The sequence below is a fragment of the Pedobacter soli genome (genome assembly GCF_900101435.1).
GTDB classification, from domain to species: domain Bacteria; phylum Bacteroidota; class Bacteroidia; order Sphingobacteriales; family Sphingobacteriaceae; genus Pedobacter; species Pedobacter soli.
The window spans coordinates 357970-374946 of the sequence record NZ_FMZH01000001.1 but is presented as its reverse complement, the minus strand read 5'-3'; the positions used below and the strand labels follow the sequence as shown (position 1 = coordinate 374946).

Sequence of the window (16977 nt, the reverse complement as noted above, 5' to 3'; positions counted from 1 at the left end):
GATGGGTTAATTAAATGGTTTGCAGGTACAACTTTTGAAGATCAGCCGCGCTAATATCGCTTGCTTGGAGGGTATGGATCAATTGGCCTTGTTTCATAATGCCAATGTGTGAGCCCACATTTACGGCATTAAAAATGTCGTGTGTAGCCATTAGGATGGATTTGCCTTCTGCGGCCAGCTGTTTTACCAGTTGCGTAAAATCTTCAGTTGCTTTAGGGTCGAGGCCACTGGTAGGTTCATCCATGAAAATGATCTTTGCATTTTTTGCCAGGGCGATGGCAATCCCCACTTTCTGGCGCATGCCCTTACTGAAGCCCGATAAATGTTTGTGGTGTGCGCTGGTTGCTAAGCCGCACTGGCTCAGGAAATGAGTAAGCAATTCTTTTTCATAACTGAAACCTGCGAGTTTCGAAAAATAATCGAGATTTTCTAAAGCCGACAGATGACCATAAAGCATCACCACTTCGGGTATATAGGCCAGGTGTTTGCGGCGATCGTTATCATAAGGCGAAACCTCCACATTATCGATCAGGATTTTTCCTTCAGTTGGCGTAATAAAACCTAAAAACAGGTTAATTGTGGTGGTTTTTCCAGCGCCGTTCTGACCGAGTAAGCAGTACACTTCGCCTGGATTAACGGTTAAATTCAATTGGTTAAGGGCACGAAAAGATTGGTAATTCTTGGATAAAGAAATAGCTTGAAGCATAAAAATAAAGGTATAGGTGCAGGTCATGCGACCGCACATTAAAAGAAATGAATTAAATATTAAGCAATTGCTGCCTATAGAGATTGTTTAGGCAACTAAATTAGGTGGACCTTTGTTGCTGCAGGATAAGATAAAAGCAACAGGATGTTTCAGCAAATAGCTATGGATTTTAACTGCAGGTTTAGCAGCCGGCAATGCCAATGCAATAGGAGCAGGGAGATTGAAAAAATGCGACTGATGTTTGAGTACCTCGCATAATTTACACTTTACCTTTGCGGCAGTCAGCTGTTTTACCAGCCGCCCTCCATTTATACATTGATTTTCTGTTGTGCTTTTTTCTACCCCATGGTGATGGAGTGATTCGATCAGGATGGCGTTAACAAATATAACCAACAGCAATGTGGCCCAAATGCGGGAAAATATTTTGCTGCGGTATGGATGCTGTAGCGACTTCAACGCAACAAAGTTACATTTAAAAAGAATATAAATGCAGCTTTGTTGCGGAAATATTTTAATAAAAGCCGATAATTGCCACTGTTAATGAGTTTATCTCTTTTTCGAAGCAATAAATACGAAAACACCGGCTACTAAAATAATACCACCTGCATAAGGTGGCCAGTTAACTGATTTTTCTTTATCGGCCGATACCTGAATCGGGCCGGCATCGATTATTTTTTCTTTTTTGGTATAAGTAAAGCCCGTCCATATCAGCATGGCAGCGCCTAATACAATTAAAATAAGTCCTACAGTTTTGTTCATGGTATTTTTTATTTCAGAACAGCTGCAGATCAATTATGTTTTACCTGAATGAATAACCCAGAGTTATTTTTTGCGCGTAATTCACATTATCGGCCATTTCATAAGAAAGAGAAAAGCGATGTATATAAAAGAAATAATTAAAAACCCAGCCCATTGAATTTTTTCCGCGGAGCTCATCGTAAGCTTTAACACCCGATCTGAAACTGTCGGCAAAATTAGGTGTACCGCCAATAAAAAGCCTGAAGGCATGTCTGATATCGTGGTTTCGTCTTGCTCTCCACATTATTTCTGTCGACAATCCTGTCGTCCAGAGCACTTTTCGATTTGTAACTGCAACATAATCGGGAAGGGGGGCGTTGTAAACCTCTTGCCTGAAGCGGGCATAATCCCCTCCTTCGAAACTAATCGCATTTTCGAAGGTAAGGTATCTGAAATCGGTATTTTGATTGGCAGAAGTATGCTGAAGTCCGGTAGAAAATCTGAGGCCTAACCCCGCTGCTGATTTTTTAAAACCCGGGAGATAATCCTTTAAATCATCTGTATTGTTGTTTTCTCTATAAGAAGCATTTCCTGCATATCCGTAGATTCCGTAAGAAATGTTCCATACTTTGAAGGTATTTGATCTGCTGATATTGGCCATCCCAAATTCAAAACTGGGGCCTGGATTTCGAGAGACGGCTCCGGCATAACTTGCTGAAACAGTGGTTAAAGTTCTAACCGAATCGGTGCCCATTGCTTTTGGGATATAGCCCATGTTATTACCCATAATCGCTGGGGTAAAAAGAGATGTGCAGGAACTTAGGGCGGCAAGGAAAATTAAAGAAGTTAGAGCGGTAATTTTAGATTTCATGTTTTTATCCGGGTTTATTCGTCAAAGAAATCAATCAATCCACCCAAAAAATATTCTTGTATTCCTTCGGTAAAATCGGCGTAGTCTTCATCAGGGATGTTGGTTTGCTTAAACTCTAATGAGGTCCCTTTTTTATCTTCGTGAAGTTTAATAGTTACAATCGAAGCTTCGTTTTCTTCGCCAAAATACCATTGTTGTACAATTTGTTTCCCATAAACAAATTCGATGTTTTTGCCGGTTATATCTCCATCCCAGAAAGAAAATTCGGTGCCTGGCACTTCTTCAAACGCTACTTCAGCGCCAGTCCATAATTTAATGCTGGTTTCTTTGGTGAGCGCTAAATAAACTTCTTCGGGTGGGGCAGGTATATAGGTGTATTTTTTAAAGTCCATATTGTTTAATGAATTACTTTTGGCTCGTCTTTGATTTATTCTGACGGTTTATCCAAAATTATACAAAGATAGTAAAGCGAAAGTGTCTTCAACTAAATTTTATATTAAAGTTATTTTAAGGCAGGGTAAAAAAAAGCCTTCGTTTTTGGAATAACCGAAGGCTGAACTTATTTGTAGTGTTGCTAATTACTTAAAAGCATTTATGCCGGTAACATCCATACCGGTAATCAGCAAGTGAATATCGTGCGTACCTTCATAGGTAACCACCGATTCGAGGTTCATCATGTGGCGCATAATCGAATATTCGCCGGTAATACCCATTCCGCCCAGCATTTGGCGTGCATTGCGGGCAATATCGAGGGCAATTTCTACACTGTTTCTTTTAGCCATCGAAATTTGTTCGGCTGTAGCACGGTTTTCACTTTTTAATGTACCCAAACGCCAAACCAGAAGCTGTCCTTTGGTAATTTCAGTCACCATTTCGGCCAGTTTTTTTTGTTGTAGCTGGAAACCGCCAATCGGTTTACCAAACTGTACGCGCTCTTTCGAATAGCGTAGCGCCGTATCGTAGCAGTCCATGGCGGCACCTAAAGCGCCCCAGGCAATACCATAACGCGCCTGGTTTAAGCAACCTAATGGACCTTTTAATCCGCTTATTTCAGGAAAAACATTTTCTTTCGGGATTTGTACATTATCAAAAACCAGTTCACCCGTAGCAGATGCCCTTAGGCTCCATTTGTTATGCGTTTCGGGAGTAGAAAATCCTTCCATGCCACGTTCTACCACCATTCCTCTTATTTTACCCGCTTCATCTTTGGCCCATACCACTGCAATATCAGCAAAAGGAGCATTACTGATCCACATTTTGGCCCCATTTAATAGGTAATTGCTGCCGGCATCTTTAATATTGGTTACCATGCCACCAGGGTTCGATCCGTGATCGGGCTCGGTTAAGCCAAAGCAGCCCATTATTTCGCCACTGGCCAGTTTAGGTAAATATTTTTTACGCTGTTCTTCGGTACCATAGGCATAAATCGGGTACATCACCAGCGAGCCTTGTACGGATGCGGTAGAGCGGATGCCCGAATCGCCACGTTCAATTTCCTGCATTAAAATACCATAAGCAATATAATCTAAACCTGCACCGCCATATTCAACCGGAATAGTCGGACCAAAAGCGCCAATTTCGGCCAGTCCTTTTATTAAATGTTTGGGGAATTCGGCTCTTTGGGCATAATCTTCAATAATGGGACTTACTTCTTTTTTTACCCACTCGCGCGCTGTTGCACGGATCAGTTTATGTTCGTCGGTTAACAATTCATCCAACAAATAATAGTCTGGTGCTTCGTATAAGTCTTTTTTTGCTGATTTGCTCATGGTTGTATACTAATCTGGTTAAGCAATAGGGTTCATTTCAAAGGTAACAATTTACGGCAATGGGCATTATATTCGTGAATAAAAATTTAATTTTGCAACATACAAAACATAGATGGGCCATATCAAACAAACCGTAGCTTTAAAAGATGTAAAATGCTTTGCTTTGCACGGCTATTATCCGGAAGAGCAATGGACTGGAAATCATTTTATTATAGATTTAACAACCGAATTTACACCTTTGGGCTTTGATGATGAACTGACACAGACCGTTAATTACGAAGACCTGAACAGCATCATCAGAACAGAGATGAAAAATACCCAAAAGCTATTGGAAACGGTTTTGAATAACATCATCTCAAAGGTGATTGAAATCTACCCTTTTGTAGAGAAGATCGATGTGAGCATGAAAAAGCTTAATCCGCCAATGCCCGGTCAAATAGGCCATTCTTTTGTTCAACTTAGTTACTCAGCCACCAATTAAAATGAATTTTACCAAAATAAATACCGAAATTTTAGCAGAAATCACCTCAGCAATTGGTGCCGATAAGGTTTTTACCGATGCAGAGAGTTTAGCTAACTATAGTCACGATGAAACCGAAGATTTGCGTTACCAGCCAGAAGTTGTGGTAAAACCCACTACTCCTGAAGAAATTTCAGCGCTATTAAAAATCTGTAATGCACATCATGTGCCGGTAACGCCCCGTGGTGGAGGTACAGGTTTAAGTGGCGCTGCTTTACCCATTTATGGTGGGGTTTCTCTATCAATGGAGAAGTTTAAAGCCATTTTGGAAATTGATACCGAAAACTTGCAGGCTACTGTTGAACCCGGTGTGATTACCGAAGAATTTATTAATGCTGTGGCCGAGAAAGATTTGCTGTATCCGGTTGATCCGAGCAGTAAAGGATCTTGTTTTATTGGTGGTAACGTAGCGCATGGCTCAGGCGGACCGCGTGTAGTAAAATATGGTACCATTCGCGAGTATATTTTAAACCTGGAAGTGGTTTTGCCTAACGGCGATATCATCTGGACAGGTGCCAACACCCTTAAATATGCTTCGGGCTATAATTTAACCCAACTCATGATTGGCTCAGAAGGCACTTTGGGTGTGGTAACTAAAATCGTAACCAAGTTATTGCCTAAGCCTTCGCAATCAGTGCTGATGATGGGCTCTTTTAGTACTAACGAAGATGCCTGTGCAGCTGTTTCGGCTATTTTCAGGGCGGGAGTAACTCCATCGGCTTTGGAGTTTATGGAGCGAAAAGGAGTGGAGTGGGTGATTAAATTCGACGACATTAAGTTTGATTTAAAAGATGATGTTGCGGCTTTGCTGATGATTGAATTTGATGGCGATGATTTAGATGATATTTTTAAGAATTGCGAAAAAACCAACATCGTTTTAGAAGAACACAGCTGTACGGAGGTTTTATTCGCAGATACGGCTGGCCAGAAAGAAGAACTTTGGCGCATGCGCAGAACCATGGCCGAATCGGTAAAATCGAATTCAGTTTATAAAGAAGAAGATACAGTTGTGCCACGTGCTGCTTTACCTAAACTGGTAAACGGTATTAAAGAAATAGGAAGTAAATACGGTTTCGAAAGTGTTTGCTATGGGCATGCCGGCGACGGAAACCTGCACGTTAATATTATAAAAGCTGGTATGAGTGATGAAGACTGGAAAAACAAACTCAAATTTGGTATCGCCGAGATTTTTGAACTTACCACAGCTTTAGGTGGCACATTATCTGGCGAACACGGAATTGGTTTGGTGCAAAAAGAATTCATGCCAATCAAGTACTCCGAAATCCATTTAAATTTAATGCGTGGTATCAAACAGGTTTTTGATCCTAAGGGAATTTTAAATCCTGGGAAGATTATGCCTGAACCCCCAACCCCTAAAGGGGAGTAGCATGTTATGCTATGCCCGCTTCAGGGGGTTAGAGGGCTAACTGCTCAAAGCTCAGCATTTTCTGTTTCTCAGCGTCAGGTATTGAAGTTGGTCGTTGGGTTGCATAATCAATGGCGATGCAAACGGTTTTTCCGCGGCTGCAAATAGTTTCTTCATTTCCCTTCAATTTTACAATCTGGTATTCCAGGTCGAAACTTGTATCGCCAATTCTGGATGTTTTAACATGGATCGCAATTTTATCGTGAAGCACAATGGGTAAAATATAATCCAGTTCGGCATGGGCTATAACAATCCCGGTTTGTTTCCAGTCCCATTTTATAATTTCTTCCCAATACTTGCTTCTGGCAATTTCGAGATAGGTAAAATACACCGAATTGTTTACGTGGCCCATCATATCGAAATCAATAAAGCGCAAAGGTACTTCAGTTTTATAGTTGAATTTGTCTGAAAAACTACTTAAAACTGACGTTTTGTCTTTTGTTTTGCTTTGTTTTTGCCAAAATGTCTTAAATATCATAAAAAATCGGTTTGGTATGTAAGTTGAATAAGGTGTATTATCAAATTAAAAAAATAAAAAATTAGAGATATGACACTTGTAAATTTTAACAACAGAACCCGTAACACAGCTCCTTACTTTAACAATGTTTTCGATTCATTGTTTAGCGATGCGATCACTAAAAATAAAGCAGTTGATAAATCGCCTAATGTAAATATTCATGAAAACGAAACCGCTTATGTGATTGAGTTGGCTGCACCTGGATTGAAAAAAGAAGATTTTCAGATCAATTTAAAAAAAGACACACTTTCTGTTTGGGCAGAAGTTAAAAAAGACGAAACCCAGGTAGCTAAAGATTTTACCCGTAAAGAGTTTGATTACAGCTCATTTGCAAGATCATTCAATTTACCAGATACTGCAGATGGTGATAAAATTACTGCCGAATATAAAGACGGTATTTTAAGTATCAACATCAGCAAAAAAGACGATGCTAAATTACAACACAAAGAAATTGTAGTATCGTAATCAAAAATATTCTCGTAAGAGGGTTTTTCATAATAGTTTAAGTTTAGGTTTTATAAGGTTAGCATTGGATGATGCTAACCTTATTTTTTTAGTAGATTCACAATTCCCACCTCCTTCGGAGGGGGTGTCCGGTAGACGGGGTGGTGAATTGAGAATTTATATTTAACTATCAGCTATAAATTGAATCGTATTTAGATTGATTTTAAGTTACAGACTTAAAATTAGCTTAATCTCAATTTTTTGTACTTTTGCGGCATGGAGAGAGAAATTCTGGATACGAAGCGTAAAGCACTTAAAATAAACCTTGCCCCCCGCATTTACGGTACTTTTGCCGAAATTGGTGCAGGTCAGGAAGTTTCGCGGAACTTTTTTAATGCCGGTGCTGCATCCGGGACGGTTGCCAAAACCATGTCGGCTTATGATATGACTTTTAGTGATGCCATTTACGGTGCTGAAGCCAATGGACGTTATGTAAGTCAGAACAGGCTTTTGCAAATGCTCGATCACGAATTTGGCTTGTTAACCGAGCGTTTATCTGGTGAAAAGTATGAAAGCCGTACTTTTTTTGCTTTTGCAGATACCGTAACCACTTTAAATTATAAACGCACCAACGAACCTCATGGCTGGGTAGGTATCTGTTTTCAGAGTGAACCGGGAGGTTTACCAAACGAAATCTTTTTTCACGTACGTTTGCTCGATACCGATGTAAACATGCAGCAGCGTGTTTTGGGTATTATTGGGGTAAATTTGGTGTATGCTGCTTTTTACCATTATCAGGATCCTAAACTGATGGTCGAATCGCTGGCCGATAACTTAACCATCGATTCGGTAGAAATTGATTTGATTTCGGTTAAAGGTCCTGCGTTTGAAGGGGTTGATAATATCTTGCTTAATCTGTACATGATTATGAAAGATTTCTCTGCTGCGGCAATTTTTGATGCTGATGCACACCCGCGTCAGGCGAAAGATTTGTTGTATAAAAAAGATATCATGATTTTAAGAACCAAATATGGTCAGAAATCATTGCCTAACTTTAGCTTATTCAATAAAGCCACCGATCAGTTTAAACGCACCAATAAAGTTGAAGAAGGCAACCTGGCCGTGATGATTGAGGTTTTGCTCACCAATGTACTTACAGAGGCGCACGAAACTCCTGATGATATCGATCTGGCTGCGGTAGCTAAACGTACCCAGGAAATGTGCGATACGGGAAACATCGTTATTGTATCGAACTTTACCCGCCATAACCGTTTGGCTAAGTACCTGGCCCGTTGTAAACCGAAAAGCGTAGGTTTAGCCACTAACATCAACAACTTAAAATTTGTGTTTAACTCGTCGAATTTTAAAGGCGATAACTATTCAGGGCAGTTATTGAGTTATGTAAATGATATGTTTAATACCAATGTGCGTTTGTTTGCTTATCCTTTCTTAGATAAAAAGACCAATCAGGTAATTAATACTACCAATATGCCGGTTACGCCAGAGGCCAAGCCTTTGTTCGATTTCTTATTGATAAATGGTTACATTACAGATATTGAAGATTACGCCGAGAACGAAGTGAAAACCGTTTAACATGGCTTGATAGAACTAATTTAAATGCTGGGTTTATCCCGGCATTTTTTTTATAAAGGTTTTGTTGTGGCGTTATGTTTTTAGGCTATTTATCGCCATAATGACCTAGAGCAGAGATAATGGTAACTGTTATAATCTCGTCTTCTATTTTATAAATTAAACGATCTTTTTGATTGATTCTCCGAGACCAAAGTCCTGATAGTTCAAACTTTAACTTTTCAGGATTTCATATACCCGTTTCTGGATGAACGTAGAGTTCGGCAATAATTTTTTCGATTTTTTTTATCGAAGCCTTATCTCCGGATTTTTGGATGGTTAATAAATTTTTTTGAGCCCTCTCGGAAATGATTACTTTATATTGTCCCATATAGATTTATTAGGGTCAAGTGTAATGTAGTTTCCCTTCTTTACTTCTGCGATGCTTTGTTTTACCTTCGCTACAAACTCAGGATTATACGGACTTTCATCTTCCTTTACAAAAGAAACATTTAAAGCTTTAAGAACCGCTTCTATGGCTGCTTCCTGCTTTTTGTTTTTTGGATGTGCGATTATAGTCATAACAGATTTTTATACTCAAAAATACGAAATTATTTAATCAGGTTTTCAATTACCTTCTTGGTACTTTATAATCTGAATTTAAACAAATTAAATTGTGCTCAGCGTTGTGCCATTTTCGTTAACCATTAAGATATGCTTTGCACCACATTTCAGTGCAAAATTATTCCTTTGGTGGCCAACCGGAAAATCGAAAGCGACAGGGTAGGCGTATTCTTTTACTTTTTCGAGTACAATATCATAAACGCTTTTGCCAAATTCTTCGCCGGCATCATCGGTTTTAACTTTAAAGCCTCCCACAATTAATCCTTTTAGGTTTTTAAGTTTACCGCTGCGTTTTAAATTCCATAACATTCTATCGATACTATACAGGTACTCGCCTGTATCTTCTATGAAAAGGATTTTATCTTTAGTATCCAAGTCCGAATCGCTGCCAGCAAGGGTTTCTATGATACTCAGGTTGCCGCCAACCAGTATGCCGTCAGTTTTTCCGAAACGGTTATTGCTGTTTACAGGTGCGGTATAACCCATCTCTTGGCCAATTAAGGCGTTTTTGATGGAGAGGATGGTTTCAATCTGTATCGGTTCCGCTTTGGTCCAGTCGTCAGGGAAACTGTTGCACATTTTGGAATGGATAGAAGCAATACCAAAATTTTTGGCCAGGTGGCAGTGAAGTACGGTGATATCGCTAAAACCAATTATCCACTTGGGGTTTCTTTTAAAGGCCGTAAAATCAAGCTGATCGATAATGCGGACAAAACCATAGCCGCCGCGGGCACACATAATGGCTTTAATGTTCGGGTCGTTCAGCATTTGCTGAAAATCAGCCAGTCTTTCTTCGTCGGTACCGCCATAAGTAAAATCGCGTTTGCCAATGGTATCGCCAACCTTGATGGTAAAGCCCCAGCTTTGCATTTGTAAAACCGATGGCTGGATCTGCTCCAGTGTAATGTATCCTGCCGGACTGGTAATACCGATGGTATCGCCGGGTTTTAAATAGGGAGGGATTTTAAAAGCTGAATTTTCACTTTCGATGCTATGTGCTAAAGCTTTAAATGCAGGAAGCACAGTTGTTGCTGCAATAAACGAAGAAAGGAAATGTTTTCTGTTCATCTAAAATGGGGAGTAGAAATTGCGATGGCTAAATATAGGATTTAAAATTCTGGCATAAAAGAAAAGGGATTTATATCCATAAATCCCTTTTTAAACCAAACAAATTAATCTGTAAAAGATTAGTATAATGTGAATTATATAAATAACCATGAGCAGGCTAAAAGGTTTTAAGATTTTTGAAATAAAAGATTTTATGACATTTTACAACAGGCTGCTGTACAATAGCCCTGATGGGAGCGGAAATACTTTTTGGCACGGTTGGATAATTTGTTCTTGAATAGACCTGCCAAAAAGATTGGAGTAGACAGCAGGAAGGCATGAAGCGATAAGCACTGCAATTGCGCTTCAAAATCAAGAAAGGATTTACGAATTGGGGTTAAAAAGTTAAGGCTACCCATCGCGGGTAGCCTTTGCTAACAACAAAACAAATATAAGATAACCAAATCTTAACTGACCTGAGCAGGATCAGTGTAAAGTGCTATGAAATACACTTAGCGGCCTAGTAATGGATTCGAACCATTATAAAAAGTTTATGAAACTCCAACCTTCCAATCGGTCAACTGGCCGTATTTATTAAACTGGTTTTAAGGTTAAAAAATCTTTGAGCGCCAAAACCTGTTCGGTATTAATCTCATCTTCATCTGGCTGAAGGGGTGTTTCATTTTGCGTTGCTTTAAGCGGTTGTGTTAAAGCAGGATATTCATCAATGGCCGGATATTGAAAATAGATTGACATGTTTTTGGGTTTAATTGTTTAACCTCATACCTTCGTTAATGATTAATGTTGAGCAAATATATAAATAAGTATATAATATCTATAGATTTAGTAGTATTTATTTTGGAATAATTATTAATGTATTGATAATTAATGGATTAATTTTTTAGTTAGTTTTGTTTATCCTGCAAAATTAGCCTCCTGCAATAAAAAAAAACGTAAAATAATGCTCTTGCCGATCTGGATTTTGACGTTGGTAGAATAAGCTGTACCGGTATGTGGTGCACTCATTTACTAAGCTTTGCGCTAAAAGCTAATTATTTTAAGGATATTTGCAGTTCAAATCATTAAAATAGTAATTGTGTCTTTAGATAAATTAAAACTTAGCAAACCACTTGTAGCGGCGATGACTGATGCCGGATTTTTAACTCCAAAAGAAATCCAGGCCAGAACAATGTCGAGAATTTTAGGTGGCCAGGATGTTATAGCGGTAGGGCCAGAGGGAGCAGGCAAAACTACAACCTATGTTTTAGCAACTTTAATGAAATTGAAATATGCCTTTGAGGAAGCACCAAGGGCATTGATTTTAGTGCCGGATATTGAACATGTAGACCATGTTTTGGAGCAATTTAAATTATTGAACCGCAACAGCACTTTCAGGATTTTGGGGATTGATAGCCGTGGTGTTATTGAAACGCAAATGAACGAGATTACAGATGGCTGTGATATTATTGTTGCAGTACCTGATCGTGCCCGTGCCTTGTATTTAAAACTGGCACTAAATACCAATAAAATACAATTATTTATTGTAGATAATGCCGAACTTATTGTTAAAAAAGGTTTGCAGCTACCTGTTGTCGAATTGGCCAATAGCGCTTACAAATCTCAGCACGTAGTGTTTACAGAAGTGCTGCACGATAAACTGAACCACATGATTGCCCCTTTCATGAAAGATTCGGCAGCCACCATAGAGGTAGATGAAATAGGCGAAAAACAAGCTGAAGTTTATCAGCAAATGTTGTATCAGGTACCTAATTTCAGGACAAAACTTAACCTTTTAACGCTCTTGTTGAATGATGCTGAAGTTTTTGATAAGGTGGTAGTTTTCGTTAATACCCGTTTAACTGCTCAAACGGTTTACAAAAACTTTAATCACAAAAAAGAAGGCGAAATTTCTATTTACCGTTCGTTATTCTTTGATGATAAGGGTTACGATGATATTGAAGATTTTAAAGCGAATGCCGAAGCCAGGGTTTTAATTGTAGCTAACGAAAATCTGGGCGAACTGGATATTCAAGGCATCCCGTTTATTTTACACTTCGAATTGCCTGAGCAAAAGGAAACTTTAATTCAGCGCATTGTTAAACATGGCGACGATGATGTAGTGGCGATTACTTTTTCAACCGATATCGAATTAATAGAGGTAAGAAAAATAGAGCAGGCGATTGGACAGAAATTAGAAGTAATGGAGTTGCCTGAGGATTTAAAAATAGTTGATGCCGCCAGCAAACCGAAGAAAAAGAAAGGTGAGGAAGATGAAGATACAAGTGAGCGTGGAGCTGCTTTTCATGAAAAGAAAGCCAGTAACCAGAAAAACTACAACTATAGCGCAGGTGCCAAAGCTAAAATGACTTATAAAAACAAAAAAGGATTATCTTAAAAATCGTTTTCTTCATGCTGAACTTGTTTCAGCATCTCTTAAAGTACTTTACAGATTGGATAATAGACCCTGAAATACCCGTCCAACTAGCCGGGCGGAAATCCGATATTGTTTCAGCATCGCTTAATTGCAAATTATTAAACTAATAGATCCTGAAACAAGTTCAGGAAGACGTATTTCTATAAAAACAAAAAATCTCCTCAGAACTAAATCTGAGGAGATTTTTTTATTAACCGTTATTTACAGCTTAGTATAAAGTAAACTCTACACGACGGTTTTGTTGACGGCCGGTTGCAGTTTTATTGCTTGCAATCGGTTGGTCAGGTCCGTAACCTGTAGCTTCGATTCTCGACGCATTTGCTCCTTGTGAAACTAAGTAAGCTTTTACCGATTCTGCTCTATCTTTAGATAAACGTAAGTTTAATTCTCTGCCACCAGTGTTATCGGTATGGCCGGCAAGTTTTAAGCTGAAGTTTTTCTCTACCAATAGTGCGGCAACGCGGTTTAAGGTAGCAAATGATTTAGAACGGATGGTTGATTTACCTAAATCGAATTCTAAGTTAGAAATGGCATCTTTAACTACTTTACGATCGGCTTCTGTTACCACAACTTTAGTTTCTTTAACTACTTCGCGTTGCACTTTAATCGGACAACCAGAACCATCAACCACAGTACCTGAAGCTGTTCCAGGGCATTTATCAAATTTGTTTGCTACACCATCGTTATCATCATCGCCCATATCCTTAGCATATTGCTCTCTATCTCTTGCTGCATTTTGCTCAGCTGTTGATAAGGCTCTTCTCAATTCGGCACTTTCTGCTGCAGTTTGCTTGTTTAAGTTAGCCAATGAGCTGTAGTTTTGCAACTGAGGTTTTGATTTATCGCCGATGGCAAACTCCAGACCTGCATGAGCATAAGCAAAACGATCGTTTGTTGGACCGTTAAAGCCATCAAATTTAGCAGATTTAACAAAGTTAACGTCGTAACCCAAATCTACGTTGATCCCTTTAGCTACACCTAACTTTAAACCTGCTCCAACTGGTACAAACCAACCTTCTCTGTAAGAACCGGCATCAACCGTATTCGGAGACGTTGTAGCACCCGATGACATATAACCTGCACCAGCTTTTAGGTAAGGAGTTAAAATACCATTTTCCTGGTTAATGCTGATGTTGGCTACATTCCACACCGCAGATAAAGCACCTGACCACTGAATGTTCGTTTTATAACCAGTATTTGCAATAAAACCACCTGCACCGTTTGATGCCCTTAACTCTTCAACCTTACCAGCTAAGAAATCAGCCTGGATACCCAGTTGCGGTAAAATTTGTTTTTTAACATAACCACCATAACCAATATGCTCAACAGGCGTTTCAAACTGGTGGTTTGAGTTTCCAAAAATAGTTCGTGGGGTTAACAAACCTCCGTGTACACCAACCGACCAGGTACGGAACTGGGTAGGAGAGAAACGGCCGGTAGCCGCAGGAGTTTCTTGTGCAAATAATTGTGATGATAATCCTAATAAGGCAATCAACATTGTTGATTTTGTAATTCTCGTATTCATATTTTTCAATTTTGTAAATATTAGTCCTTAACAGTTTTTATTTCGTACTGTTTTGTTGTGACTAAGAAAAAATCTTGCCAAAAGAGCAGGTTCTTATACAAATACCTTATTTATCAGAAGATTAGGGGTTGAAAATTATTTCACGAAAAAGTTACGCAACAATAGCGGTTATTCGCTTTTTTGTATAGAATTCTATACAAAATCGTTGTTTTGCCTGAAAATATTTTTTTAGAATTTTATTTATCTGAAGGATTTTTCTTCTTGTTTAACAACATTTCTATTGTTTTTTCAAGTCTGCTGGTACGTGTTTTTTCCTGTTTTGCAGTTAAAATCCAAAGTACATATTCCTTTTTATGAGAATAAGCAAGCGTATTGAAATAAGCATAGGCTTCAGTATGGGCGGCCAGAAGTGTTTGTAAATCTTCAGGCAGTTTCACCGTTTTGTTTACGGGATCAATGTATTCACCAAATTCGTTGGTTTTGATATGATCGTTCCGCATACCGGAAGGTTTTACTTCAGAAATAAACTTTAGCCGAAGCGCTGTCCAGGTTTCGTTTACAGCTGCCGAAGCACAGGGCGTTAAGCCAAAACCGCTCAGTTCTTCCCAGCTTTTCATTAGTTCGAGATCTGATGGTATTTTTGAAGTCTTTTTGGGGTAAAATACCCAGCATATCGTTTTGGTATCCATTTGCCCGATATTATCTTTAATTTGGGCATTGAGCTGTGCTTTACTGGTCGAAAAAGTAATCAGTGCATTAAAATCAGCCGTATCCTGGTATTGCATTACCACATCTGCCGGGATATCTCCAAATATAGCTGCTGCATTTTCAGGTGCATCAACTATTTTAACTTTAAAGCCGGGCTTAACCTGAAGTTTTTTTAAGAAAGAATTTTCCATTTTGTTTTATTTAAACAGTCCGATTCCCAATATTGAAAACAATAAGATCTTTAGGCAAACTTAGCGCGCTTCGCGTCTTTTTCTCTGCGTGCTTTGCGGTTAAAAGAAATTACAATTTTAATTTAGCAAAGAAATCCCAGAATACAATCCCTGCAGAAATCACAATATTAAACGAGTGTTTGGTGCCAAACTGCGGAATTTCGATGCATTCATCAATCCTGGCCATTACCTCATCGCTAACGCCATCCACTTCATTGCCGAATATTAAAGCATATTTTTTATTGGGATCGGGACGGAAAGTGTTCAGCATGGTGCTGTTTTCGGCCTGCTCAATGGCCACAATTTCGTAACCCAGTGCACGCAGGGCATCAACAGCCTGTACCGTATCGGTGTAATGCATCCAATCTACCGACTGTGTGGCGCCCAAAGCCGTTTTTTCGATTTCGCGGTGGGGTGGTTGGGCTGTAATGCCACAAAGTATTACTTTTTCGAGAGCAAAACCATCCGCTGTGCGGAATATTGAACCCACATTGTGCATACTGCGCACATTATCTAAAACCACTACAACAGGTAATTTTTCCTGTGCTTTAAACTCCTCAATATCAGGACGGTTTAACTCGTCTAATTTTAATTTTCTCATTTTTGAATTGATTACACAGATTGATTGATCCCATCGATATAAGGATTACACCGATATGGATCATGTAAATTCTATGTTTTATAATTTAGTTGGTCCGCTGCCAATTTCGCTGATATAAATGGCCGCTGGGTAACCAATCTGGGCTACGTAATAATCGGTTAAATGTTTTGCAAAATCTTCTTCAAAACCTTTCTCCAGCAAAGCAATCGCACAGCCACCGAAACCAGCTCCTGTCATGCGTGCACCAATTACATGCGGATAGCCAGTACAAAAATCTACCACTGCATCAAGCTCTTTTCCGCTTACTTCGTACAGGGTTCTGAGTGATTGGTGTGACGCGTACATCAGGCGGCCAAATTCTTCGAGGTTGCCGCCATTTAATGCTTTCGCTGCTAAATGCACCCGGTCGTTTTCTTTAACCACGTGCGTAGCACGGTTTAAAACTACCTCATCTTTAATCAGGTGACTGTGTAAGGCTAGTTTTTCTGCAGTGAGCTCACAAAGGTTGTGCAGCGTAATTTCGGTATTTAAAAGTCTTAATGCTTCCTGGCATTCAGCCACGCGCTCATTATATTTCGAATCGGCAAGCTCACGTGGTTTATTGGTATTGATGATCGCCAGTACATAATTGCCCAGATAAACATCAACCAGTTTATATTTTAAGGTTTCGCAATCTAAAACAATGGCTTTATCTTTTTCGCCAAAAGCTACGGCAAATTGATCCATAATGCCTGAATTTAAACCAATGAAATCATTTTCAACCCTTTTGGCCATTTTTACCAGTTCGAGTTGCTGGTAGCCCAGGTTAAAAAAGTTATTGAGTGCGTAAGCCGTGGCAATTTCTATCGAGGCCGAAGAGGAGAGACCTGAACCAATTGGAATGTTACCATAAAAGAGGAAGTCGAGCCCGCTAATTTCTTTACCATCCTGAATCATTTCGTTAAGGATACCAATTGGATAATTTGCCCATACGCTGCCATTTTTAGCATTAGGCTGGTTGTCAACTTCTGTTTCAATATCGAAGTTCAGGCTTTTAAACCTGAATTTATTATCGTTATTTCTGGCAATGGCTACCCAGGTGCCTAAGGTAATGGCGCAAGGCATAACCAGGCCACCATTGTAATCGATATGCTCGCCAATCAGATTAACCCGGCCAGGTGTAAAATAAAGTGCATCGGCTTTTTTATGGTAATGCCCCGCAAATTTTTCCTCAAGATTAATGTTCATTTGACTAAAAATATTTATAAA

The 16977-nt window shown here is 39.2% G+C and carries 18 protein-coding genes and 1 pseudogene; 5 read left to right on the top strand and 14 right to left on the bottom strand.

Features of this window, described 5'->3' with window-relative positions:
* Positions 1-10: 10 nt before the first annotated feature.
* The 5 genes from BLR37_RS01480 to BLR37_RS01455 all read right to left on the bottom strand — a co-directional run bounded on the left by BLR37_RS01480 (position 11) and on the right by BLR37_RS01455 (position 4084).
* Positions 11-706 (bottom strand): ABC transporter ATP-binding protein, encoded by a 696-nt coding sequence (locus tag BLR37_RS01480; protein WP_090764806.1) that lies wholly within the window; start codon positions 704-706, stop codon positions 11-13.
* 546 nt (positions 707-1252) lie between these two features.
* Positions 1253-1465 carry a hypothetical protein gene (locus tag BLR37_RS01470; protein ID WP_090763620.1) on the bottom strand — a complete coding sequence of 71 codons (213 nt, stop codon included), beginning with the start codon at positions 1463-1465 and terminating at the stop codon, positions 1253-1255.
* A gap of 40 nt (positions 1466-1505) precedes the next feature.
* A complete protein-coding gene (locus tag BLR37_RS01465; protein WP_143009506.1) occupies positions 1506-2315 on the bottom strand; it encodes a hypothetical protein in 810 nt (269 codons plus the stop codon).
* Positions 2316-2329: 14 nt separating this feature from the next.
* Positions 2330-2707 (bottom strand): SRPBCC domain-containing protein, encoded by a 378-nt coding sequence (locus BLR37_RS01460; protein ID WP_090763614.1) that lies wholly within the window; start codon positions 2705-2707, stop codon positions 2330-2332.
* Between the two features lie 186 nt (positions 2708-2893).
* Positions 2894-4084, bottom strand: a complete 1191-nt coding sequence (locus BLR37_RS01455) for an acyl-CoA dehydrogenase family protein (RefSeq protein ID WP_090763611.1) — start codon at positions 4082-4084, stop codon at positions 2894-2896.
* Between the two features lie 112 nt (positions 4085-4196).
* Between BLR37_RS01455 and folB the strand changes: the two genes are divergently transcribed.
* Positions 4197-4565, top strand: coding sequence for a dihydroneopterin aldolase (gene folB / locus BLR37_RS01450; RefSeq protein ID WP_090763608.1), 369 nt, complete (start codon positions 4197-4199; stop codon positions 4563-4565).
* Between the two features lies 1 nt (position 4566).
* Positions 4567-5991, top strand: coding sequence for an FAD-binding oxidoreductase (locus BLR37_RS01445; protein ID WP_090763605.1), 1425 nt, complete (start codon positions 4567-4569; stop codon positions 5989-5991).
* A 28-nt stretch (positions 5992-6019) separates the two neighbouring features.
* Here the strand turns inward: BLR37_RS01445 and BLR37_RS01440 are convergent, their stop codons facing one another.
* Positions 6020-6508, bottom strand: coding sequence for an acyl-CoA thioesterase (locus BLR37_RS01440; protein ID WP_090763603.1), 489 nt, complete (start codon positions 6506-6508; stop codon positions 6020-6022).
* Between the two features lie 69 nt (positions 6509-6577).
* Here BLR37_RS01440 and BLR37_RS01435 point away from each other — a divergent pair, with 69 nt between their 5' ends.
* Together BLR37_RS01435 and BLR37_RS01430 are read left to right on the top strand one after the other, a co-directional pair.
* Positions 6578-7012: an Hsp20/alpha crystallin family protein gene (locus BLR37_RS01435; protein WP_090763600.1), complete on the top strand. Its 435-nt coding sequence runs from the start codon at positions 6578-6580 to the stop codon at positions 7010-7012.
* 255 nt (positions 7013-7267) lie between these two features.
* Complete coding sequence (locus BLR37_RS01430) at positions 7268-8584, top strand: nicotinamide mononucleotide adenylyltransferase (protein ID WP_090763598.1); 1317 nt, start codon at positions 7268-7270, stop codon at positions 8582-8584.
* A gap of 85 nt (positions 8585-8669) precedes the next feature.
* On the opposite strand, the pseudogene BLR37_RS25555 reads toward BLR37_RS01430, so the two are convergent.
* From BLR37_RS25555 to BLR37_RS25195, 4 genes and pseudogenes are all read right to left on the bottom strand, one after another.
* Positions 8670-8795 (bottom strand): annotated as a pseudogene (locus BLR37_RS25555) (type II toxin-antitoxin system YoeB family toxin); the annotation flags it as partial.
* 137 nt (positions 8796-8932) lie between these two features.
* Entirely contained in the window at positions 8933-9142 is a 210-nt protein-coding gene (locus BLR37_RS01420; RefSeq protein ID WP_039471015.1) for a DUF2683 family protein, read from the bottom strand.
* Positions 9143-9229: 87 nt separating this feature from the next.
* Positions 9230-10252 carry a S66 peptidase family protein gene (locus BLR37_RS01415; RefSeq protein WP_090763595.1) on the bottom strand — a complete coding sequence of 341 codons (1023 nt, stop codon included), beginning with the start codon at positions 10250-10252 and terminating at the stop codon, positions 9230-9232.
* A 573-nt stretch (positions 10253-10825) separates the two neighbouring features.
* Entirely contained in the window at positions 10826-10987 is a 162-nt protein-coding gene (locus BLR37_RS25195; protein ID WP_167356527.1) for a hypothetical protein, read from the bottom strand.
* 340 nt (positions 10988-11327) lie between these two features.
* On the opposite strand from BLR37_RS25195, the gene BLR37_RS01410 reads away from it, so the two are divergent.
* Positions 11328-12626: a DEAD/DEAH box helicase gene (locus BLR37_RS01410; protein ID WP_090763592.1), complete on the top strand. Its 1299-nt coding sequence runs from the start codon at positions 11328-11330 to the stop codon at positions 12624-12626.
* Positions 12627-12873: 247 nt separating this feature from the next.
* Here BLR37_RS01410 and BLR37_RS01405 read toward each other — a convergent pair whose 3' ends face one another.
* The 4 genes from BLR37_RS01405 to BLR37_RS01390 form a co-directional block, all read right to left on the bottom strand.
* A complete protein-coding gene (locus BLR37_RS01405; RefSeq protein ID WP_090763588.1) occupies positions 12874-14190 on the bottom strand; it encodes an OmpA family protein in 1317 nt (438 codons plus the stop codon).
* Between the two features lie 236 nt (positions 14191-14426).
* Positions 14427-15089, bottom strand: coding sequence for a YdeI/OmpD-associated family protein (locus tag BLR37_RS01400; RefSeq protein WP_090763585.1), 663 nt, complete (start codon positions 15087-15089; stop codon positions 14427-14429).
* Positions 15090-15198: 109 nt separating this feature from the next.
* Positions 15199-15729: an RNA methyltransferase gene (locus BLR37_RS01395; protein WP_090763581.1), complete on the bottom strand. Its 531-nt coding sequence runs from the start codon at positions 15727-15729 to the stop codon at positions 15199-15201.
* A 78-nt stretch (positions 15730-15807) separates the two neighbouring features.
* Complete coding sequence (locus BLR37_RS01390; RefSeq protein ID WP_090763578.1) at positions 15808-16956, bottom strand: galactokinase; 1149 nt, start codon at positions 16954-16956, stop codon at positions 15808-15810.
* Positions 16957-16977: the final 21 nt, after the last annotated feature.